At 63.4% G+C, this 20,262-nt stretch carries 24 protein-coding genes; 12 read left to right on the forward strand and 12 right to left on the reverse strand.

From position 1 onward, the window contains the following. Window positions 1-68: 68 nt before the first annotated feature. Window positions 69-479, reverse strand: coding sequence for a response regulator (locus GR328_RS00495; RefSeq protein WP_160882575.1), 411 nt, complete (start codon window positions 477-479; stop codon window positions 69-71). 360 nt (window positions 480-839) lie between these two features. Here GR328_RS00495 and GR328_RS00500 point away from each other — a divergent pair, with 360 nt between their 5' ends. Continuing rightward, window positions 840-1,007, forward strand: coding sequence for a hypothetical protein (locus GR328_RS00500; protein ID WP_160882576.1), 168 nt, complete (start codon window positions 840-842; stop codon window positions 1,005-1,007). 112 nt (window positions 1,008-1,119) lie between these two features. Continuing rightward, window positions 1,120-1,272 carry a hypothetical protein gene (locus GR328_RS00505; protein WP_160882577.1) on the forward strand — a complete coding sequence of 51 codons (153 nt, stop codon included), beginning with the start codon at window positions 1,120-1,122 and terminating at the stop codon, window positions 1,270-1,272. Between the two features lie 887 nt (window positions 1,273-2,159). Here GR328_RS00505 and GR328_RS00510 read toward each other — a convergent pair. From GR328_RS00510 to GR328_RS00530, 5 genes are all read right to left on the reverse strand, one after another. Beyond that, a complete protein-coding gene (locus GR328_RS00510; protein WP_160882578.1) occupies window positions 2,160-3,407 on the reverse strand; it encodes a porin in 1,248 nt (415 codons plus the stop codon). A gap of 217 nt (window positions 3,408-3,624) precedes the next feature. After that, entirely contained in the window at window positions 3,625-3,918 is a 294-nt protein-coding gene (locus GR328_RS00515) for a hypothetical protein (RefSeq protein ID WP_160882579.1), read from the reverse strand. A 107-nt stretch (window positions 3,919-4,025) separates the two neighbouring features. Beyond that, entirely contained in the window at window positions 4,026-5,582 is a 1,557-nt protein-coding gene (locus GR328_RS00520) for an AMP-binding protein (protein WP_160882580.1), read from the reverse strand. A gap of 18 nt (window positions 5,583-5,600) precedes the next feature. Further along, window positions 5,601-6,107 (reverse strand): xanthine phosphoribosyltransferase, encoded by a 507-nt coding sequence (gpt, locus tag GR328_RS00525; protein ID WP_160882581.1) that lies wholly within the window; start codon window positions 6,105-6,107, stop codon window positions 5,601-5,603. A 33-nt stretch (window positions 6,108-6,140) separates the two neighbouring features. Further along, window positions 6,141-6,887 (reverse strand): competence/damage-inducible protein A, encoded by a 747-nt coding sequence (locus GR328_RS00530; RefSeq protein WP_205789636.1) that lies wholly within the window; start codon window positions 6,885-6,887, stop codon window positions 6,141-6,143. Window positions 6,888-7,205: 318 nt separating this feature from the next. On the opposite strand from GR328_RS00530, the gene sfsA reads away from it, so the two are divergent. Next, window positions 7,206-7,925: a DNA/RNA nuclease SfsA gene (sfsA, locus tag GR328_RS00535; RefSeq protein ID WP_160882583.1), complete on the forward strand. Its 720-nt coding sequence runs from the start codon at window positions 7,206-7,208 to the stop codon at window positions 7,923-7,925. A gap of 74 nt (window positions 7,926-7,999) precedes the next feature. On the opposite strand, the gene GR328_RS00540 is transcribed toward sfsA, so the two are convergent. Further along, window positions 8,000-8,824 (reverse strand): FkbM family methyltransferase, encoded by an 825-nt coding sequence (locus GR328_RS00540; RefSeq protein WP_205789637.1) that lies wholly within the window; start codon window positions 8,822-8,824, stop codon window positions 8,000-8,002. Window positions 8,825-8,968: 144 nt separating this feature from the next. On the opposite strand from GR328_RS00540, the gene map reads away from it, so the two are divergent. The 3 genes from map (at window position 8,969) to GR328_RS00555 (ending at window position 11,158) form a co-directional block, all read left to right on the forward strand. Continuing rightward, a complete protein-coding gene (map, locus tag GR328_RS00545) occupies window positions 8,969-9,790 on the forward strand; it encodes a type I methionyl aminopeptidase (RefSeq protein WP_160882585.1) in 822 nt (273 codons plus the stop codon). Window positions 9,791-9,873: 83 nt separating this feature from the next. After that, window positions 9,874-10,560, forward strand: a complete 687-nt coding sequence (gene radC, locus GR328_RS00550; RefSeq protein WP_160882586.1) for a RadC family protein — start codon at window positions 9,874-9,876, stop codon at window positions 10,558-10,560. A gap of 58 nt (window positions 10,561-10,618) precedes the next feature. Next, entirely contained in the window at window positions 10,619-11,158 is a 540-nt protein-coding gene (locus tag GR328_RS00555) for a PRC-barrel domain-containing protein (protein ID WP_160882587.1), read from the forward strand. Window positions 11,159-11,418: 260 nt separating this feature from the next. On the opposite strand, the gene GR328_RS00560 is transcribed toward GR328_RS00555, so the two are convergent. The 4 genes from GR328_RS00560 to GR328_RS00575 form a co-directional block, all read right to left on the reverse strand. Continuing rightward, a complete protein-coding gene (locus tag GR328_RS00560) occupies window positions 11,419-12,015 on the reverse strand; it encodes an exopolysaccharide biosynthesis protein (RefSeq protein WP_160882588.1) in 597 nt (198 codons plus the stop codon). A gap of 78 nt (window positions 12,016-12,093) precedes the next feature. After that, window positions 12,094-12,363 (reverse strand): usg protein, encoded by a 270-nt coding sequence (locus GR328_RS00565; RefSeq protein WP_160882589.1) that lies wholly within the window; start codon window positions 12,361-12,363, stop codon window positions 12,094-12,096. 140 nt (window positions 12,364-12,503) lie between these two features. Then, window positions 12,504-13,037 carry a GNAT family N-acetyltransferase gene (locus GR328_RS00570; protein ID WP_160882590.1) on the reverse strand — a complete coding sequence of 178 codons (534 nt, stop codon included), beginning with the start codon at window positions 13,035-13,037 and terminating at the stop codon, window positions 12,504-12,506. After that, on the reverse strand, window positions 13,034-13,639 hold the full coding sequence (locus GR328_RS00575) for a helix-turn-helix domain-containing protein (RefSeq protein WP_205789638.1): 606 nt from the start codon (window positions 13,637-13,639) through the stop codon (window positions 13,034-13,036). The genes GR328_RS00570 and GR328_RS00575 overlap by 4 nt, the downstream gene beginning before the upstream one ends. Window positions 13,640-14,037: 398 nt before the next feature. Between GR328_RS00575 and GR328_RS00580 the strand changes: the two genes are divergently transcribed. Then, window positions 14,038-14,886: a methionyl-tRNA formyltransferase gene (locus GR328_RS00580; protein WP_160882592.1), complete on the forward strand. Its 849-nt coding sequence runs from the start codon at window positions 14,038-14,040 to the stop codon at window positions 14,884-14,886. A gap of 155 nt (window positions 14,887-15,041) precedes the next feature. Here GR328_RS00580 and GR328_RS00585 read toward each other — a convergent pair whose 3' ends face one another. After that, a complete protein-coding gene (locus GR328_RS00585) occupies window positions 15,042-15,491 on the reverse strand; it encodes a flavin reductase family protein (protein ID WP_246215619.1) in 450 nt (149 codons plus the stop codon). A 373-nt stretch (window positions 15,492-15,864) separates the two neighbouring features. On the opposite strand from GR328_RS00585, the gene GR328_RS00590 reads away from it, so the two are divergent. Genes GR328_RS00590 through GR328_RS00610 form a run of 5 tightly spaced genes read left to right on the forward strand, consistent with a single transcriptional unit; the run spans window position 15,865 to window position 20,178 of the window. Beyond that, window positions 15,865-16,785: a branched-chain amino acid ABC transporter permease gene (locus GR328_RS00590; protein WP_160882594.1), complete on the forward strand. Its 921-nt coding sequence runs from the start codon at window positions 15,865-15,867 to the stop codon at window positions 16,783-16,785. A gap of 12 nt (window positions 16,786-16,797) precedes the next feature. Beyond that, window positions 16,798-18,210 (forward strand): high-affinity branched-chain amino acid ABC transporter permease LivM, encoded by a 1,413-nt coding sequence (gene livM / locus GR328_RS00595; protein ID WP_160882595.1) that lies wholly within the window; start codon window positions 16,798-16,800, stop codon window positions 18,208-18,210. Then, complete coding sequence (locus GR328_RS00600; protein WP_160882596.1) at window positions 18,210-19,052, forward strand: ABC transporter ATP-binding protein; 843 nt, start codon at window positions 18,210-18,212, stop codon at window positions 19,050-19,052. The genes livM and GR328_RS00600 overlap by 1 nt, the downstream gene beginning before the upstream one ends. Next, window positions 19,049-19,816, forward strand: coding sequence for an ABC transporter ATP-binding protein (locus tag GR328_RS00605; protein WP_160882597.1), 768 nt, complete (start codon window positions 19,049-19,051; stop codon window positions 19,814-19,816). The genes GR328_RS00600 and GR328_RS00605 overlap by 4 nt, the downstream gene beginning before the upstream one ends. Then, window positions 19,816-20,178, forward strand: coding sequence for a DUF6867 family protein (locus GR328_RS00610; RefSeq protein WP_160882598.1), 363 nt, complete (start codon window positions 19,816-19,818; stop codon window positions 20,176-20,178). The genes GR328_RS00605 and GR328_RS00610 overlap by 1 nt, the downstream gene beginning before the upstream one ends. Window positions 20,179-20,262: the final 84 nt, after the last annotated feature.

Raw genomic sequence — 20,262 nt, forward strand, 5'->3', positions numbered from 1 at the left:
AATTCCCGACGAGCGTCAAGGTTCCAGGAGCCGGATCAACGAAGGAGCCAAGGCGAGAATCGACGGCCCTACTGGAGGCCAGGTCTGTCGTTGCGATGGCCCTGCGCCGCTCTCTCCGCCTCCATCAGCACCTCAAGGGCGCGCCAAGGCTTCGGCATGAAGCGCACGTCCCGCGGCACATCGCCGAGGCCCTCCTCAGGCGCGAGGCCGGAGGTCAGGACAGTGCGAACCCACGGCCACTTGATGCGAACGGCTCGGGCAAGATCCACCCCGCTCATGAGGCATGGAAGCCGAATATCGGCAAAGAGGAAAGCCACCTCCTCCGCGTGGTCGCGCATGAAATCCAAGGCCTCTTCGGCGCTGGATGTCTCCACCACCCGCAGATCCGTTTCCTCCAGAAGAGCGGCCGCCAGGCCTCTGACCTCGAAGTCGTCCTCAACGATCAATGCAATGCGACGCGGCTCGATCCTTTGTCCCATCCGGCGTCTCCTCTATCCGGCTGTTCTTCGGCAACCGCAGCAGCCCGGGCTCTCACCTGCTCCCAGATTGCGGACCGTAACGCTCCCGCCAGCATGACGGGCAGCACGCAAGGCCTCAGGTGGAGCGAAGCACCACGCCGCGACCGTCATCACAGAACGGTGAGGGGAGCTCTCCGTTTCAGCTTGGCCGTTGATAAATGCGTTCAGCCGACGATTTTATCCCTGGAGGAACCGGGCCGCCCAATGTAGCTTTAGCCCTGACGCCTGTCTTACATACGGGATCCAATGGTGTTCAAGGAGAACCAGCTGCATCAGGAATTTCTAGATTTGGAGCGATCCATGCGGCTTCTGGACATGCAGTTGGCCGATGCCCTCCACCGGATTCGCCACGGCTCCTCCGCCGACCTCATCGAGAAGGCCAAGCAGGAAGAGAAGATCCTCCTGACCGAGCTGGATCGATTGATGACCCGGATGCGGGCGATCGAAGGCCAGCTTCTTCAGATTCAGAAGACCGCAACTCGCCATTAAGAGCTTAGACCAAGGGAAATTGGGCTACGGTGTGCGGAAGCGCACCTCCTGTTACCTCTACCGGGCGCAAGGTACACACGCTCTCTTGGAGAGCCGGTTGAGGAGTAGAGCAATGGCCGCCCAGCGCTCTCGTCTTTCATGGGACAGCAAGGGTTATCAGGGTGAGGACAGGCAATTGCGCCCGCGGGTTCCTCTCATTCCGGCCCTTGTAGGAACGCTCGCTCTTCTGAACATCGCTTCCACCGTTCTGGCCCTGGTCGAGTAAGGTGGCGTCGCACGCACACCTTCATCCGTTCCACATGAAAGGCTGCAGGGCAGTCTTCGACTGCCCTGCCAGCGCCAAAACGTTGATTTAGCGCAGCCCCAGGAAGGACAGGATCGCAAGGACGACCACGATAGCGCCGATCAGCCAGATGATGTTGTTCATGGTGATGTTCTCCTGACGAAGCGTTGACGCTATGCCAACCGCCACGGTGGGCGTTCGTTCCCTCGGCCGAAGAGAAGGGGAGAGCGACCGATGGGGCAGGCCTCGCCGGAACGAGCTAGCGCATCATGCGAAATAGCGGACCCGGCTTTTCACACAGGTGGCCCTTCGGATCGCACCAAAGGATGCGCTATCCCTGTGATGGAGCATCGGATTGGCCCCAAAAGTGCAAATCCACTTTTCACGTCCGATGCTCTAGTGGCAGACAGTCTCCTCCGAGGAAGAGAGCTGCCCGAACGCATTCGTCTCCTGTCTCGTAACCGTGCGGCAATTCTCGGCTCCGATCCCATTTTGCGGATCTCCATAGACACGCCCCTCGTATAAGCGGCCGGTCTGGTAGCCGGGGCCGAACTGGTACGATCCGTAAGCAATATCGGCGGACGTCGAACAGCCTGCGAGTCCGGCAGCAGAACCGATTCCGAGGACGGCAAAGATGAAACGAGATCTCAATGATCGGATCATACTCCGAGACATCAATCCACTCCTGATTGGCCCATATTGTCTTGCGGGACAGTCGAACAATGCGTTGCCAAATGAGAGATAGAGCACGGTCTCTGGCGGGCGAGTTGATCTGCCAGCCCCTGTCGGGACAATGCCGCCATGGCCAGGACGCAGAAAAGCCCCGATGTTTCCACCGGGGCTTTGCTTAGTGGATCGGGCCGGGTCGATCAGAAATCGCGCTGAACGCGCAGGCGGCCTTCCCAGGTATCGCCCGAACGGGTGGCAACGCCGGAACCGCTCGGATCGACGTTCGCGTAGAGGAGTTCCACGCCGAGGTCGAGACCGGCAACGGGCGACCAGATAACGTTCGTGCCGGCGCGCCACTCGGTAAAGTCGAACCCTTCGGGAACATCTGCACCATAATTTACGCGAGCATACGACCCGAAGACGTTCTGGCGGATCTCAGGGGTCCAGTAATGGCGCAGGCCACCGGCGACCTGCCAGCCGCGGCCAGTCTCGATCTCGCCATCGGCATCATAGTAGGCATCGACAACGGCACGGGACGTATTGCCCGCCGAAGCGGAGGCATCGAAGCCCAGGTAGCCGAGCGCCCCGTCGGCATAGGTCGCGCTGAACCACAGGGCATCACCGGGAGCGAGCGCCGGCAGGTTCACATTGGCCTGTCCGGACACGGCGAAGCCGTACTCGGTATCCGGGATGAAGTCGGCCGGCACGCCAGCCAGAGCAGCGCTGCGGAGCTGGTGAAGAGCACCAGACACCGTGGCCGAGCCCCAGGTCCCGGAGTAGGTCAGGTTACCAACGACGTCAGGCATGCGCCGACCGGCTTCGAGGAACGTCAGTCCGGTCGCCGGGTCCAGATCGAAATCGTTCCCAGCATAGCGGCCCTCTTCGAGCGACAGGGTGGCCGAGAAGCCGTTGCCGAACGAGAAGGTGTAGGCCAGCAGGTTGACGTTCGGCTGATCCGACCAGCGGAGCGTGCCGAAGACCTGAGTGTCGATGTCACCGTTGTCGAAGAAGGTCAGAGCGCGACCGGCGGTCAGACCACCGAACTGCACGAAGGCCTGATCGAGGTCGGAGTAGTTGTCGACGGTGCCAGAAACACTGCTGAAGGCGCCGGTGTCGCGGAACATCTCCAGGCGGATGAAGGTACGCAGCAGGCCGTAAGCCGTAGCGGTGCGGGCGTCGAGCTGGATGCGGCCGCGAGCGCGGAAGCCGATCGCGTCGTCGTCGCGGAGCTCCGGCTCGACGTAGCGGTATTCAGCACGGACTCGGCCACCGACGCGGAGGCAGGTTTCCGTGCCGGGGATGTAGAAGAAGCCTGCGCCGTAGGTGGAGCAGACACGAACATACTCAACAGGAGCCGCCTTCGCGATAGGAAGATCGGCAGCCTGAGCCCCCACCACGGCTGCGAGCCCCGCAACCGATCCCAGGAGAAGGCTCTTAACGAGCTTCATAGTATGACTCCAAAAATCCAAAACGCGTGAGTCCCAGGACCCAAATTCAATCGCGACAATAGCGAGTCAGTCGATTCAGGCAATATACCCGGGCGCCGGATCTGCCCACGACGCACCCTTGCTGCACAGTAAATAGGCAATTTACTGCCCCTTCCAAGCCTTTCCTGCCGAGTGTGTCATAATCTCAACACTCCGAGATCCCTTGGCATGGGCGGATTCAGTCACCGAAGAAGTCAAGATCGTGGCTCCGGCAGCGGTATCCGATCGGGCATTGCGGAGTATCGCGGGTCGGTACGAAGGCGGGCTCAAGCCCCTCGTTGAACTCGCAGAAGCTCCGGTCGCGCACGAACCGGTCATACGTGTATGTACCGGTGCTCAGAACGTCCGCGCCTCTCGAGAGAATAATCTGCTGAGCCTGGCCGCAGGTGAGGCTGAGAGTCGAAAGACGCTGTTGGGCCTGCGCGTTGGAAGCATAGGCCAGGAAGGCCAAGGCAAGCACGGTCTTTTTCATGACACCATCCGTCGGGATTGCGCGCCCAAGGGCAGCTTCGTCGGCATGACAACGCGGAGGCGGCTGCTTTGTTACGGATGCTGGGAGAGGGATCCTATAGTCAAGCACTACAGCATCGCCTGGAGGCGGCGTGCCATTTCCACCGTGGCGGGATAGTCGATCTTGCCGGAACCCAGAACGGGGATGCCGGACACCAGGATGGCCTTCGGCACCCACAGTTCGGGGAAGCCCTGCTGCTGCGCATGGGCCCGGAGCACATCCTGATCCGTATCCGGCTTGTCGGTGACGAGGACAAGCTGCTCGCCCTTCCGGGGATCGGGCAAGGCGACGACCACGTGATTGCAATCGGGCCAAAGGGCCTGAATCATCGATTCGATCGCGGCCAGCGACACCATTTCGCCGCCGATCTTGGCAAAGCGCTTCGCCCGGCCGCGGATGGTGAGAATGCCATCGTCCACGGTGACGATGTCACCCGTATCATGCCAGCCTGCGGGAGGTGGAATGACGTGCCCGGGCGCGGCAGGATCGAGATATCCCTTCATCACATTCGGGCCGCGCACATGAAGGCGCCCCCCCTCGTGGATGCCCTCGACAGGGTCGAGACGCCATTCGATCCCAGGCAGGAGCGGTCCGACGGATCCCGGGCGATTGCGGTCCGGAAGGCTGACGCTGATTACCGGCGAACACTCGGTCGCGCCGTAACCCTCGAGAATGACGGCGCCATGCTTGGCCCAGAGCGCGCGCGTCTCGTCCTTGACCCGCTCGGCCCCTGCAATCACATAGCGGACGCTGGCAAGGTCGTTTTCACCCGCCGCACGGGCATAGCCCTGAAGGAACGTGTCCGTTCCCAGCATGAAGGTCGGACGCGTGCCGGCAATGAGCTTCGGAATCTGCCGGTAATGGAGCGGGCTCGGATAGAGCACCGACTTCATGCCGTTGAGAACCGCCGTCAGGAGCCCCGCCGTCAGGCCGAAGGAATGAAAAATCGGCAACGGGTCGAAGAACACGTCGTCCGGCGTCAGGATGTCGCCCGCCAGCGCTTTGACCTGATAGGCATTGGCCACCAAATTGGCGTTCGACAGCACCACGCCCTTGGGCGTGCCCTCGGTGCCGGATGTGAACAGCACGACGGCCGGATCGTCCGGAGCGACCCGCGCTCGGGCGTGGACCGCCCGCGCTCTCCAGGAATCCCAGACACCCCGCAACTTGTCGAAGCTCGTCAGGGCTCCGCGCACGTCCTCGAGCCAGAGAATGCGCCGCCCCTCGCCCAGTTGCTCAACGATGTCGTCGAGCTTACCCTGTTCCACGAAGCGGCGGGACGTCACGATGGTCCGGATCCCGGCGACCTCGCAGGCCGCCTTCAGGTTCTTGATCCCGGCGGTGAAGTTCAGGAAGGCCGGGACTCGGCCGAAGACGTTCAGCCCGAACAGGGTCACGGCGATGGCCTGGACGTTCGGCAGCAGGACTCCGACGGTTTCGCGATCCTGCGTCAGCCCCGCGAGCTTGCGCCCCAGGACGAGGGATCCGAGGACGAGCCGCCCGAAGGTGATCGGCTGACGCTCGAGATCCTCCAGAGCGACCTTGTTCCGTCCGAACCGGTCGCGGGCATCGAGGAGCGCCTCGAACAGGCTCTTGCGCGTCCGCGCCGTATCGAACTCTTCCACGGGCACTCCTTCCACCGATCAGCCGGCCGAGCCTTCGCGGATCGGCGCCTGATAGGCTAGCCCCATATCCCACGGGAAATAAATCCAGGTATCCTGGCTGACCTCCGTGACGAAGGTGTCGATCAGCGGGCGGCCCGCAGGCTTGGCGTAAACGGCCGCGAAATGGGCATCCGGCAGCATGTCACGAACGATCTTGGCGGTTTTTCCGGTGTCGGTGAGGTCGTCGATCACGAGCACACCCTTCCCCTTGCCGTCGCCGATCGCCTTGACCGAGGGCGCAATGTCCTTCAGCACCTTGAGTTCGCCCTGGTTCTTGTAGTCGTGATAGCTGGCGATGCAGACGCTCTCGATGAGGCGCAGATCGAGTTCGCGGGCCACGATGGCGGCCGGCACCAGGCCACCGCGCGTGATGCAGACGATCGCCTCGAACGGGCCCGCAGAGGCCAGGCGCCAGGCGAGCGCGCGGCAATCGCGGTGAAACTGATCCCAGGAAACGGGGAAGGCTTTGGGAGAGGTGGGGGACATCGGTTTTCTCGTGTACCTGCAGGATGAAACGGGTCAGAGGGGCGCCCGGTCGCCCTTCAGGCGGCCGAGCAGATCGCGGATGGCGGCGGCGGCATCCGCAACGGCGGCGGGATCCTTGCCCCGCGCGACGATCTGGTTGCGAAAGCCCCCGGCTGAGAATGACGGGTATGAGCCGATGGAGACGCTCGGATGCGCGGCTGCGATCCCGCTCAAGCCTTCGGCATAATTGCCTTCGGCGAGCCCCTCCGCATCGATCGTCTCGATGATCATGCGCGCGCCGGTCTGGAGGGTCGGCGCGATGTTGTCGAGCATCGCCTGCATGATCGACGGTACGCCCGCCATGACGAAGACGTTGCCGATCCTGAAGCCCGGAGCCTTGGATATCGGGTTGTCGATGAGATCGGCCCCCTCGGGGATGCGGGCCATGCGCATGCGCGCCTCGTTCAGCTCGTGCGGCTGGTAGCGCTCCCGCAGCATGGCGACGGCGCGCGGATCGTGGCCGATGCCGACCCCGAAGGCCTTGGCCATGCAATCGGCGGTGATATCGTCATGGGTCGGGCCGATCCCGCCCGTCGTGAAGAGATAGGTGTAGCGGCTGCGCAGGGCGTTGACGGCGGCGACGATCTCCTCCTCCACATCCGGCACGACGCGGACCTCGCGCAGATCGATCCCGATGCCGGTGAGGTATTCGGCGATGTAGCCGATGTTCTTGTCCTTGGTACGGCCCGTGAGGATCTCATCACCGATGATGAGGAGGGCGGCTGTGATGGAGACGGCCATGCGCATCGATCCCTTTTGAGGGCCTTTAGCCTCAGTAACGGCAATTCTCAAGCGCAAGCACGATAGCACACCCTTCATCCCCGGCCGGGGATACCCCCCTCGCGGATCCGTCTCGCACTCCCCTCGGGATGGCCGGCACAGGGCCGGCCATTTCGATGTGAAGGGCGTGTCGCTCGACGGATCGGGGTCCCCGACACAGGGCTGAGACGATGGGGAGGAGATTGTCCGCCAGCGTTCCGGAGTCGCATGGAATACAGCTCGGGTTGAACGCAGGGCTATTCCCCTGTTACGGGGGGCTCTTCGGAGAAGATGGATCGAATGCGTTTCCAGGAAACCCTGCTCGAAGGTCGGCTCATCGAGCGTTACAAGCGATTTCTGGCCGATGTGGAACTCGACACGGGTGAGATCGTGACGGCACATTGCGCCAATCCGGGTGCAATGATGGGCTTGAAGGAGCCGGGCAGCCGGGTGTTTCTCTCCCGGGCCTCGAACCCGGCTCGAAAGCTCAAGTACAATTGGGAATACGTGGAGGTCGCGGCCGGAGGCGGCCCCCTACAGCTCATCGGGATCAACACCTCGCGCCCCAACCTTCTCGTGGCGGAGGCCCTGCGCGAGGGGCGCCTCGCGCCTTTCGCCCGCTACGACCGTGTCCGCCCCGAGGTGAGGTACGGTAGGAACAGCCGCGTGGACTTTCTCCTGGAGAAGGACGGCGAGCCGCCCTGCTATCTCGAGGTCAAGAATTGCCATCTGATGCGGGAAGCCGGCTTCGCGGAATTCCCGGACTGCGTGGCGGCCCGCAGCGCCAAGCACCTGTACGAGCTCGCGGACATGGCCGCCGCCGGAGCCAGGGCCGCCCTCGTCTACGTGATCCAGATGAACGCCAACCGCTTCGATGTCGCCCGGGACATCGACCCGGCCTACGACAAGGCGTTCCGTCATGCCCTCGCAACGGGTGTCGAGTCCTATGCCTATGCGTGCCGGATCACGCCCGAAGAGGTCACCATCGACCGGCCGGTGGAGATCGTCACGCTCCGTTAGGGCGACACTGGAATAGCAAGGCCGCACGGTCATACCGTCGTCCTGGCCGGGATGGCGTTGAGGAGCTGGACGCCTTACGCCCGCTCGAAAACGAGGTTCATGCGCGTCTGGAGGGTCCGGCGATATCCCCTCTCCTCCAGGAGCTTGGGCACATCCACCTGCCAGCGATCCGGCACGTTGGGAATGACGAGGAGGCACGGATAGAGTGAGGCGGGCGCGTCGCGGAAGAACGGATCCAGGATCAGATCCTCGGCCCCCTCGACGTCGAGCTTGACCGCGTCGAGACGGGTGAACCCCTCCCGCTTCACGAGATCGAGCAGGGTCACGGCCGGCACCCGGATCGTGTCCGTCTGGCTTGAGTTCACGATCTTGAGGCTCGCCTCACCCTTGTTGAGCGGGTCGAGAAACAGGGTGAGTTCGCCGGTCTTGTCGGCAATCGCGCAGGCGACCGCCTTGATTGTGCCGAAGGGATTCAGGCGGATGTTGTGCACCAGGCGGTCGAAGATTTCCGGCTGCGGCTCCACCGCGAGGATCCGGGAGGAGGGAGCGGCCTTGCGCGCCACCAGGAGTGCATACCAGCCTACATTCGATCCTACGTCGATGAAGGTGAAGCCTTCCCTGTTGCGGGCGGCGATCAGCTTGATCTCGTCCAGGTCAAAATATTGCGGGGTGAAGAGAATCCGCCGCTCGCACACGTTCCTGTAGGGAACGAGCCGCATCCGCACTCCGAAGGTTTCCAGATCCAGAGGGTGATCCTTGAGGGACCTCGTGACCACCCGGCGCAGCATCATGGCGATGCGGCGCCCCGCCCAGCTGCCCGGGAGACCGCGCGTGCGATCGATCACCCAGCGGGTGAGACCTGAAGGCGCAAAGGTCCCAAAGGGACGGGGGTCATTCATTACGGAATTATCCAAAGCCGCCAAACCGGATGAACAGGGTTGCTCATGACACCGCTGAGGCTTATTCGCAACCCATCGAAGCAGGATCCTTTCTTGCGCCAGGCGAGATGATCCTTACATTCGGCTTGAAAGCAAGGATCGAGAATGACCGAGACAGACGTTGCCGAACGCAAGCGCTCAGGCGACATTCCGCTTCACGGCCCCGAGGGTTTCGAGGGAATGCGGCGTGCAGGGCGTATGGTGGCCGAGTGCCTGGACATGCTGACCGAGCATGTGAAGCCCGGCGTGACGACGGAATATCTCGACAGGCTCGCCTTCGAGTTCATCCGCGACAACGGCGCCTATCCGGCCTGTCTCCATTACCGCGGCTATACCAAGACGATTTGCACCTCGATCAACCATGTGGTCTGCCACGGCATCCCCAACGACAAGCCGCTGCGGGACGGCGACATCATGAATGTCGACGTCACCCTGATCCTGGACGGGTGGCACGGCGATGCAAGCCGCATGTACTATGTGGGCGACGTCTCCCGCCGGGCGCAGCGCCTATGCGAGATCACCTACGAGTGCCTCTTGCGTGGAATTGCCGCCGTGAAGCCGGGCGCCACCACCAACGATATCGGAGCGGCCATTCAAACCTATGCCGAGGCCGAGCGCTGCTCCGTGGTGCGCGACTTCTGCGGCCACGGCGTCGGCAAGACCTTCCATGCCTCCCCGACGATCCTCCATTATGTGGAACCGGCCTACAACGTGGTGCTGGAGCCCGGCATGTTCTTCACCATCGAGCCGATGATCAACCTGGGCCGTCCGCAGGTGAAGGTGCTCTCCGACGGCTGGACCGCCGTCACGCGCGACCGCTCCCTGTCGGCTCAGTTCGAGCACATGGTCGGCGTCACGGAAACGGGCGTCGAGGTATTCACCGACTCCCCCAAGGGACTGGACAAGCCGCCCTACCCTCTGGGCTGACCTTCGCGGCAATTTTGTATCTTTTGTCCCGCTGAGCTAAAGCTTCTTCGTTCCATCGTTCGAGAGCGAAGATCCCTGCCAGCATGAGCGGCGACGAGACTCCCCACTACCACGGCCATCGTGACCGCCTTCGCGCCCGTTTCATGGAAATGGGCGGCGAGGCCCTGCCGGATTACGAGCTTCTGGAGCTCGTGCTCTTCCGCTCGATCCCCCGCCGGGACGTGAAGCCGCTGGCCAAGGAGCTCATCAGACGCTTCGGCACCTTCGCGGAGGTTCTGGCGGCCTCCCCTGCCCGCCTCCAGGAGGTGGATGGGATCAGCGGGAAGGTCGTCACCGATCTCAAGATCGTGGAGGCCTCGGCCCGCAGGCTCGCCAAGGGCGAAGTGGCGAAGCGGCCGGTTCTCTCCTCGTGGGCCTCCGTGCTCGATTACTGCCGCACCACCATGGCCTTCATGGACAAGGAGCAGTTCCGCCTGCTCTTCCTGGACAAGCGCAATGCCCTGATCGCCGACGAGGTCCAGCAATCCGGAACCATCGACCACACCCCGGTCTACCCCCGCGAGGTCGTGAAGCGGGCGCTCGAGCTGTCCGCCTCCGCCTTGATCTTGGTGCACAACCACCCCTCGGGCGATCCCACCCCTTCCCCTGCGGACATCAAGATGACCCGCGAGATCATCGATGTGGCCAAGACTTTGGGCATTACCGTGCACGACCACATCATCGTCGGCCGCGAAGGCCATGCGAGCCTGAAGGGCCTGCGCCTCATCTGAGGACGAACCAAGGGATTCCCGCCGCGTTAGCCCCGCGAACGCATTATGGGAGATCGAGATGAACGCGAAGACGGTTGCCACCGGCCTCTTCATGGCCTGCATTCTGAGCTCGGCGGGCATGGCGCAGCCCCAGCCTCGATCTCCTCAACCCAACGATCAGCAGCCACTCGGCGCCACCGGCGCCCCTGCGGCAAGCACCGGCCTTGTCGCGCAGGGCACCACAGGGGTGCTGCGCACGTCCGATCTGATCGGACGGAATGTCGCCGGTTCCGGGAACGAGGACATCGGCGAGATCGAGGACATCATCCTGGACAGCAAGGGCCAAATCGCCGCTTTCGTCATCGAAGTGGAGGAAGCCCTCGGCCTCGGGGATCGCGAAATCGCCGTGCCGGCCTTCTCCTTTCGGATCGACCCGATCGACACGACAGCCAGCACGGGGACGATTCAGGGCGCCGGCCTGCCTGCGAGCACGGCCGAAGGGCAACAGACCCGCGAGGACAGCCGCATCAGCAAGGTTCTCACGCCGGATCGCATCACGCTGACGATCCCCGCAGAGCAGCTCAAGTCCATGCCGGCGTTCGAAGATGACGACGATTAGCGCATCGGGCGCGAAGGCGGATGTGCGGTCCTGGGATCGATGACGAGAGCATCGTTCGAGACGGCTCTCCCGGTCCGCACGATCGCCAAGACCTCTCCCGTCATGGCCTTCCGCTGTCATGGCCATCCCGATTGGAAGAGCGCAGCGCCCGATGGATGGGATCACCGGCACATGGCCGGTGATGGCGTTGGGGATGGCGCTGGTTCGCGCGGCGCGCCAAGCCGCCTGCCTTCACGTGATCTGTGGGAGCAGGCCGTCCGTCAGAAGAACGAGTCGATGCCGGTGAAAATCGCGTAGACGAAGCCGAGGCTGAGCACCATCCCGATGGAGCCGATGATCAGCCCGCCGATGATCACCAGGCCGTCGCGCTCCACGAGCCCGAGGCCCACGAGGCAGACCGCCAGGCCAAGCGGGATCTGCCCCACGAAGGGAGGGGCAAAGAGGAGCCCGAGCGCCATCAGCAGGACGATCAGACCCATGGCGCGCATGGCGAGCGGTGTGTCGAGAAAGGTCATCCGGGGGCGCGAGAAGCGCTCCAGGGTGCGGAAGGCCGGCACGGCACGGCCCACGGCCCGCTCCACATCGATGCGAGCCAGCGAGCGATTCATGAGCTGTCCCGGAAGCCAGGGAGCGTCGCGGCCGAACACGATCTGGATGGCGACCAGGGCCAGGAGCAGGCCACAGACAAGCGGGATCGGTGGCGGCATAGGGAGACAATTCGGCAGGCCCAGGAGAACGATGAGGAGTGCGAAGGCCCTGTCCTGGAGCACGGACATGATGTCCCGCACGGTCAAGCGCTCGCCTGGCTGCGAGGCAAGGGCGAGCAGAATCTGCGATGTTCGAGCGTTGGAAAACAAGGAGCCCTGGCCAGTTCGAGGCGACGAGCCTCTCTAAACGAGTTGCGTTCCCGGGCCAAGGCTTGTCCTCACGATGCGCTAATGAATGTTGATCTCCCCTGCGATGGCCTGGAACTCTGCAGGGCGGATCAGCTGCGAATGGGTGACCGTGACGGAATGGAGTGGCCCCGCCAGCTCTCGTTTCCAGAATTCAAGGAAGTCGATGAGCACGGGAAAGCGTGGAGCCAAATCGTAGTCCTGCCAGATATAGGTCTGGAGGAGCGCAGGATGGTCCGGCATACGGTAGAGTATCTGGGCGGTCGTCAGACCGTAGCCTTCCATCTGGCGGATGAAATCCTTGGATGCCATGCGAACTCCTTCTCTCACCTCAGGACTCAGAGGCAGGCATCCACCCGATCAGAGGGCGATCTCCTGCCCTATGCTCAAGGCTAAATCTTGATCGTCTCTCCGGGTTCCCGCAAGAGACCGGAAGCCTCCGTTTGCTCCGCTCAAGCAGGTGTGATCTGCTTGTGGAAGTAGGTCGTGTCGCACAGGCCGCCCTGCGGCCAGAGGGCATAGTTCGGAATGACCCCCACGCGCTGCCAGCCCAGGCGGGCGTAAAGGCGCTCGCCGTCGCTCCCGGTCACCGTGTCGAGGACGAGCACGGTCCTGCCCGCTTTGCGGGCCGCCTCCTCCGCCGCTCGCATGAGAGCGGCGCCGACTCCGCGCCTGCGGGCGTTGCGGTGCACGAGCATCTTGGCGATATCCGCGCGGTGCGGCTGGTTCTCCGGCTGTCTGAGGATCACCTGGACGGTTCCCACGATCCGCCCGCCGTCCTCAGCCACGAGCAGGATGCGATCCCCCATGGCGACATCTTCGGCCACCCCCCTCCAGAAGGCGTCGGCCTTGCCAAAGGTCATCGGCAGCATGAAGCTGACGGAGGCACCGCCCTCCACGCAGTCGATCAGAACATGGGACAGGGCTCGGATCTGCTCGGCGGCCTCGGCGGGCGACAGGGTGCGGATCGTGACGGCCTCGCTCACGGGAACCTCCTCGACGGGCTTGAAGACTTCGGATCGGCCGCCAAAGCCACCAGGTAGCGGGCGGACCTGTGCGACAGGTTGCGGAAGATCGTCGGCTGCTCGATATCCATGCATAGGCAGTCGCCGGCGAGGAGCCGCCAAGTCTCGTCGCCGAGCCCCAGTTCGATCTCGCCCTCGACGATCCAGATCTGCTGGCTGACGCCTGCAGAACGGGGGCCGCTGTCATAGGCTACGCGAGCACCGGCCGGCATGACCACTTCGACGAGCTCGATGGGTGACGGGAAGCCCGGAGGCGACAGGTTGCGGCGCAGATATCCGCTGTCCGGGTCACGCCAGACCCGCTGCTCCGCCCGGCGGGCCAGGGGCGAGGCCGTGTCTCTCTTTTTGTCCGCGAACAGGGAGGCGAGCGTGACGCCAAGGCCCGCGGCGAGTTTGTCGAGAATGACGGCCGTTGGACTGCTTTCGGCCCTCTCGATGAGGGAGATCATGGAGCGGCTCACGCCCGTGCGCTCGGCCAGCCCGTCGAGCGTCAGTCCCTGCTCGACCCGCAGGCCGCGGAGCCGCTCGGCGAGATGCGCATTGATGTCGGATGAGGCTTCCATAAAGCTAGAGTGCATTTCCATTATATTGGAGTCAACCATCACGCTCGGGCCAACGAGCTGCGCATAGGCGAAGATTCGGACTTGTGCGGAAGGATCAACTTGCCTTCACTGGAGCACCGGACGTGAAAACCGGATCCGCTTTTCGCCAACGCGGCCCTTCGGGTCCGTACGACGCAAGAGCACCGTCTCCTGGCCGGGCTTGTCTCGGTCGTCCCAATCGAAAAGGCCTGGATCTTCAGGGAACCGGGATCCCGTGGACGAGCCCGGGGATGACGGTGGGCGAGCGGAGAACCCGGATGCGCTGCTCTTCGTTGCCGCGGCCCTTCAGGTCGCTGACGCGGGCCTAAAAGGCCGCACAATGCGCTGGCACTCAGCCGGTGGATAGGAGATCACCCGGAATGCGTTTTGCCTTCGCTGGAATCGATTTTCTCGGGGACGTGTTCGAAACTCTGATCGAAAAGGGCTGGCACCCCCTGAAGCTGTTCAGCAGGCCCTGCGACGGGATCTACGACTTCAACGAGGTGACGGTGTCTCGCGCCCGCAGCCTCCGCATCCCGGTCCAGATGTCCCGCATCGCCCCGGCGGATCTGGCGGGACTGAAGGTCGCCGGCTGCGACGCCCTGGTGGTGGCGGGCTACCCATGGCTGATCAGGGGCTGGGAGCAGCACCTGCCCTACGCCCTCAACTTCCATCCCTCACCCCTGCCGGACGGGCGGGGCCCATACCCGTTGTTCAAGGCGATCCTCGACGGGGTTCAGGAATGGGGCGTCACGGCCCACGTCCTGGAGCCCGCCTTCGACACGGGTCCGATCCTCGCGCAGAGGCGCTTCGCCCTGGACCCGCAGGAAAGCCATGACACTCTCCTGGCCAAGTGCCAGATGTCCGCGAAGGAGATCGCAGCCCGGCTCGCCGACGACCTTCCCGGGCATTGGAAGAATGCGCGGCCGCAGGGAGCGGGCACCTATTGGCCCCGGATCACCCAGACCGAACGAATGATCGACTGGACGAAGAACGTGGACGAGGTGCTGCGCACGATCCGCGCATTCGGTTCCATCGAGGCCTTCGGCCAGGTCGATTCCCGCTACGTCTATATATGGAGCGCCTCCGGCTGGAGGGAGGAGCACGGCTACAGGCCCGGCGCCCTCGTCCACAAGCATCGCAAGCATCTGGTCGTGGCCGCCGGGGACGGGTTCGTTCAGATCACCGGGTGGAGCCACTACGCACCGGGGCCCGCGAGGGGCGCGTGACGATCAGCGCCGCCGCTTCAGCAGCTTCCAGGCTTGCCGGATGAGAACGATATTCCTGATGAGCTTGAACATGCGGAAATCTCCAAGAACCACTTGCCCTTTCTTAAGGGAAGGCGGCAGCCGAAGGTTCCCGTGCCCCACACATTCTTGACGTCTCAGAGCTCGTGATAAAGCCGTCTTTGATAGACGAGAGCAGGCTTCGCCTCGCCGAGCCGGATGCTCACGATCTCACCGATAATGACGTGGTGGGTGGCAACGACCCTCGCATCGTTCAGGCGGCAGTCGAAGGAGACGAGGCTTGTGACGAGCGCGGGCGCACCCGTGACGAGCTTGTCCCATTCCCCCTCGGAGAAACGGTCGGGACCCTGCAGTTCCGTGCGGCCTGCGAAGATGTTCGCCAGGGCCTGATCGGGTCCGCTCAGGACATTCACGCAGAAGACCCCGTTCGCCAGTAGCGCCTGGGCCGAGCGGGCGGCCGTGTTGACGCAGACCAGGAGCGAGGCCGGCTCGTCGGTGACGGGCGTGACGGCGGTCGCGGTGAAGCCGGCAAGGCCCGACGGCCCGTCCGTCGTGACGACGTGCACGGCGGCGGCAACACGACTCATCCCCTCCCGGAAGAGGAGGGAATCGAGGCCATGGGCACCGGGTTCAACGGATGAGGATGGGGCGGGACTCTTCAACATGTTCTTCCGGAAGCCTCTCCCACTCTTTCGAGCGGAGCACAAGGCCGTCCTGGAGCATATGGGTCTTGAGGGGAGGCTTTGGAAGCCGGGACCAGAGCCTTGCCGCGCATTCGACCAGACGGTGCCGAACATTCCATCAATTTCGCTGATGTGAACCTTAACAATCTGTTGTCGAAGGAAAAACCGTTTGCTAGAGACGCCGCTCAACTTACGTCCGGCTTGGCCTTGCACCCACATCGTGCTTTGTTGAGCCGTTCCCAAGCAAGACCCGCTTCCAGAGGGCTAAGGGTAGGACATGGAAATTTTTGTGCAGCAGCTCATCAACGGGCTGACGCTGGGGTCGATCTACGGCCTCATCGCCATTGGCTATACGATGGTTTTCGGCATCATCGGCATGGTGAACTTCGCCCACGGCGACGTCTTCATGCTCTCCGCGTTCATCGCGCTCATCTTCTTTCTGATCCTGACGACATGGCTCGGGATCTCATCCGTCGCGCTGGCGCTCTTCATCGTGCTCATTATCGCGATGGTGCTCACCTCCCTGTGGGGCTGGGCCATCGAGCGGGTCGCCTATCGGCCCCTTCGCGGCTCCTTCCGCCTTGCACCGCTGATCTCCGCCATCGGCGTCTCGATCTTCCTCTCTAACTTCGTCCAGGTCGCCCAGGGCGCGCGCAACAAGCCGACGCCGCCCATGATCCGCGACGTGATCGTCCTGTTCCAGGGGGAGAGCGGCTACAACGTAGCCATCTCCTATAAGCAGATCATCATCATGATCGTGACCGCCGTGCTGCTCTCGATCTTCTGGTATATCGTCCAGAAGACGTCGCTGGGCCGGGCCCAGCGCGCCTGCGAGCAGGACCGCAAGATGGCCGCCCTCCTCGGCATCAACGTGGACCGCACCATCTCCCTCACCTTCGTGATCGGCGCCGCGCTAGCGGCGGTCGCCGGCACCATGTATCTGCTGTATTATGGCGTCGTGAGCTTCGCGGACGGCTTTGTGCCGGGCGTGAAGGCCTTCACGGCGGCGGTCCTCGGCGGCATCGGCTCATTGCCGGGCGCGGTTCTCGGCGGCCTGATCATCGGCCTCATCGAGACCTTCTGGTCGGCTTACTTTTCGATCGAGTACAAGGACGTGGCCGCCTTCTCGATCTTGGCCATCGTCTTGATCTTCATGCCCTCCGGTATTCTCGGACGGCCTGAGGTCGAGAAGGTTTAAGGAGCAGCAGGCATGAACGCTCCTTCCATCACAGCCTCGGCCCAGACGGAGGCCGTCACCAAGACCTTCGACCTGAGTGCGGCCCTCAAGGACGCCTTCAGGTCGGCCCTCATCACCTTCGGCCTGTCCATTCCGATCCTGTCCTTCAGGACGGAGCAGAGCGGAGCCGATCTGTTCCTGAGCTCCCGATGGGGGCTGGCGCTGATCGTGACGGCCATCGTGTTCGGCCTGCGCCTCCTGATCCACGCCTTCACGGCATCCCGGGCGTATCGGAAGGCCATTCCCAGCCCCAGGCAGGCGACGGAGCTCGTCCACGCACAACCGAGCGCCTTCCAGCATGTCTCGAGGTTCGCAATTCCCTTCTTCCTGGGCGTGGCGATCGCCTTCCCGGTGCTGATCTATCTCATTCAGGGAGGGCTGAACGAATCCCGCTACTGGATCGACCTCGGCATCCTGATCCTCACCTATGTGATGCTCGGCTGGGGTCTCAACATCGTGGTGGGCCTCGCGGGCCTTCTCGATCTGGGCTATGTCGCCTTCTATGCGGTCGGGGCCTACTCCTACGCCCTTCTCTCGACCACCTTTGGGCTGTCGTTCTGGATCTGCCTGCCTCTCGCCGGCATTCTCGCCGCCTTCTGGGGCATGATCCTCGGCTTCCCCGTGCTGCGCCTGCGCGGCGACTATCTCGCCATCGTGACGTTGGCCTTCGGCGAGATCATCCGCCTGGTGCTCATCAACTGGGTGGACGTCACCAACGGCGCCGCCGGCATCTCGTCGATCCCGCGCGCTACCTTCTTCGGCATTCCGTTCACGGCAAGCGAAGACGGTTTCGCGGCGACCTTCGGGCTCGAGTTCAACGGCATGCACAGGATGATCTTCCTGTACTACCTCATCCTGGCGCTCGCGCTGCTCACCAACTTCGTCACCATGCGCCTGCGCAAGCTGCCCGTGGGACGCGCGTGGGAAGCCCTGCGCGAGGACGAGATCGCCTGCCGCTCCCTGGGCATCAACACCACGAACACCAAGCTGACGGCCTTCGCGATCGGCGCCATGTTCGGCGGCTTCGCGGGTTCCTTCTTTGCCGTCCGGCAGGGCTTCGTCTCCCCGGAAAGCTTCAACTTCCTGGAATCGGCAATCATCCTGGCGATCGTGGTCATGGGCGGCATGGGCTCCCAGATCGGCGTCGCCATCGCGGCCATCGTTCTGGTCGGCGGCCCCGAGGTCCTGCGCAACCTGACCTTCCTCAAGGCCGTGTTCGGCGAAGGCTTCGACCCGAACGAGTACCGCCTGCTGCTCTTCGGCCTCGGCATGGTGGCGATGATGGTCTGGCGTCCGCGCGGACTGATATCGGAGCGCGAACCCTCGGTGATCTTGAAAGAGCGCAAGGCCATCTCCGGCTCGCTCGTGAAGGAAGGACACGGCTAATGCGCTGGCTGCAGGATCCCATCCTCGACGTACAGCATCTTACGATGCGCTTCGGCGGCCTCGTCGCCGTCAACGACCTCTCCTTCCAGGCCGGTCGCGGCGACATCACCGCGCTCATCGGCCCCAACGGCGCCGGCAAGACGACCGTCTTCAACTGCATCACCGGCTTCTACAAGCCGACGGAGGGCATGCTGGCCCTGCGCAAGCCAGACGGCTCGCATCTGCTGCTGGAGAGGCTCCCCGGCTTCGACATCAACTGGAAGGCCAAGGTCGCCCGCACCTTCCAGAACATCCGCCTGTTCTCCGGCATGACCGTGCTCGAGAACCTGCTGGTGGCCCAGCACAACCCGCTGATGATCGCCTCCGGATTCACGTTCCTCGGCGTTCTTGGGCTCGGCGGCTATCGCCAGGCCGAGAAGGAGGCCATCGAGAAGGCGAAGTTCTGGCTGGAGAAGACCCGGCTCATGCACCGGGCCGACGATCCGGCGGGCGATCTGCCCTACGGGGATCAGCGCCGCCTGGAGATCGCCCGCGCCATGTGCACGGACCCGCTCCTGCTTTGCCTCGACGAGCCGGCGGCGGGCCTCAACCCGCGCGAGTCGCTCGAACTGAACGATCTCCTTCTTTCGATCCGCAGGGATCACGGCACATCGATCCTCCTGATCGAGCACGACATGTCCGTCGTCATGGAGATCTCGGATCACGTGGTGGTGCTCGATTACGGCACCAAGATCTCCGACGGGCTGCCCGCCGAGGTGCGCAACGATCCCAAGGTCATCGCCGCCTATCTCGGCGTGGCCGACGAGGAAGTCGAGAAGGTGGAAGCGGAGATCGGCGCATGACCGCTGGAGCAAGCATTCAACAGACCGCGCTGAACGCGGGCCGCGAGCCGCTCCTGAGCGTGCGCGGCGTCAAGACCTATTACGGCAACATCATCGCCCTCAAGGGCGTGGACATGGACGTCCACGAAGGCGAGATCGTCACGCTTATCGGCGCCAACGGCGCCGGCAAGTCGACGCTGATGATGACGATCTTCGGCAACCCGCGGGCGCGGGAGGGCACGATCACCTATGCGGGCCGCGACATCACGAAGATGCCGACCCACGAGATCGCGCAGCTTTCCATCGCCCAATCCCCGGAGGGGCGGCGCATCTTCCCGCGCATGACGGTCTTCGAGAACCTCCAGATGGGCGCGTCGATCAACGGGTTCGCCCATTTCGACCAGGATCTCGAGCGGGTCTGCACCCTGTTCCCGCGCCTGAAGGAGCGCCTGCAGCAGCGCGGCGGCACCCTCTCCGGCGGCGAGCAGCAGATGCTGGCCATCGCCCGCGCGCTCATGAGCAGGCCCAAGCTCCTCCTCCTGGACGAGCCGTCCCTGGGTCTCGCCCCCCTGATCGTGAAGCAGATCTTCTCGATCATCAAGGAACTCAACGAGAAGGACGGGATGACCGTCTTCCTCGTCGAACAGAACGCCTATCACGCCCTCAAGCTCGCCCATCGCGGCTACGTGATGGTGACCGGCAACATCACCATGAGCGGCACGGGCAAGGAACTGCTCGAGGATCCGCAGGTCCGGGCGGCCTATCTCGAAGGAGGGCACCACTGATGCAGGGCATTCTCTACGAAGAGCCTTCGATCTGGCTCTTTCTTCTCATCACGGTGATCATGGGCGGCTGGGCGGCCTGGATGACGGGACGGGCCATCGCCCTCACCTGGCGGCCTTTCTGGACCCTGATCCTGTACCTGTTCATCCTCGGGGCAGCAGTGCGCTTCATCCACTTCGCTCTGTTCGGAGGAACGCTGCTGTCGGTCCACTATTACGCGGTGGACACGATCGTCCTGCTGATCATCGGTTCGCTCGGCTTCCAGTACCGCCGCGCCCGCATGATGACGACCCAGTACCGCTGGCTCTACGAGCGGAACGGTCCTTTCTCTTGGCGCGAAAAGGCTTCTGCGACCAAGGGCTAAGTCCAAAAGATTCCCAGGTGACAACGTCTTAAAAAACAGCATGATGTTACCTTGGATGACGGGTCTCCCGTCAAACCGGCTCCC

It is taken from the genome of Microvirga makkahensis (assembly GCF_009830105.1).
In the GTDB taxonomy this organism is placed as follows: Bacteria; Pseudomonadota; Alphaproteobacteria; order Rhizobiales; family Beijerinckiaceae; genus Microvirga; species Microvirga makkahensis.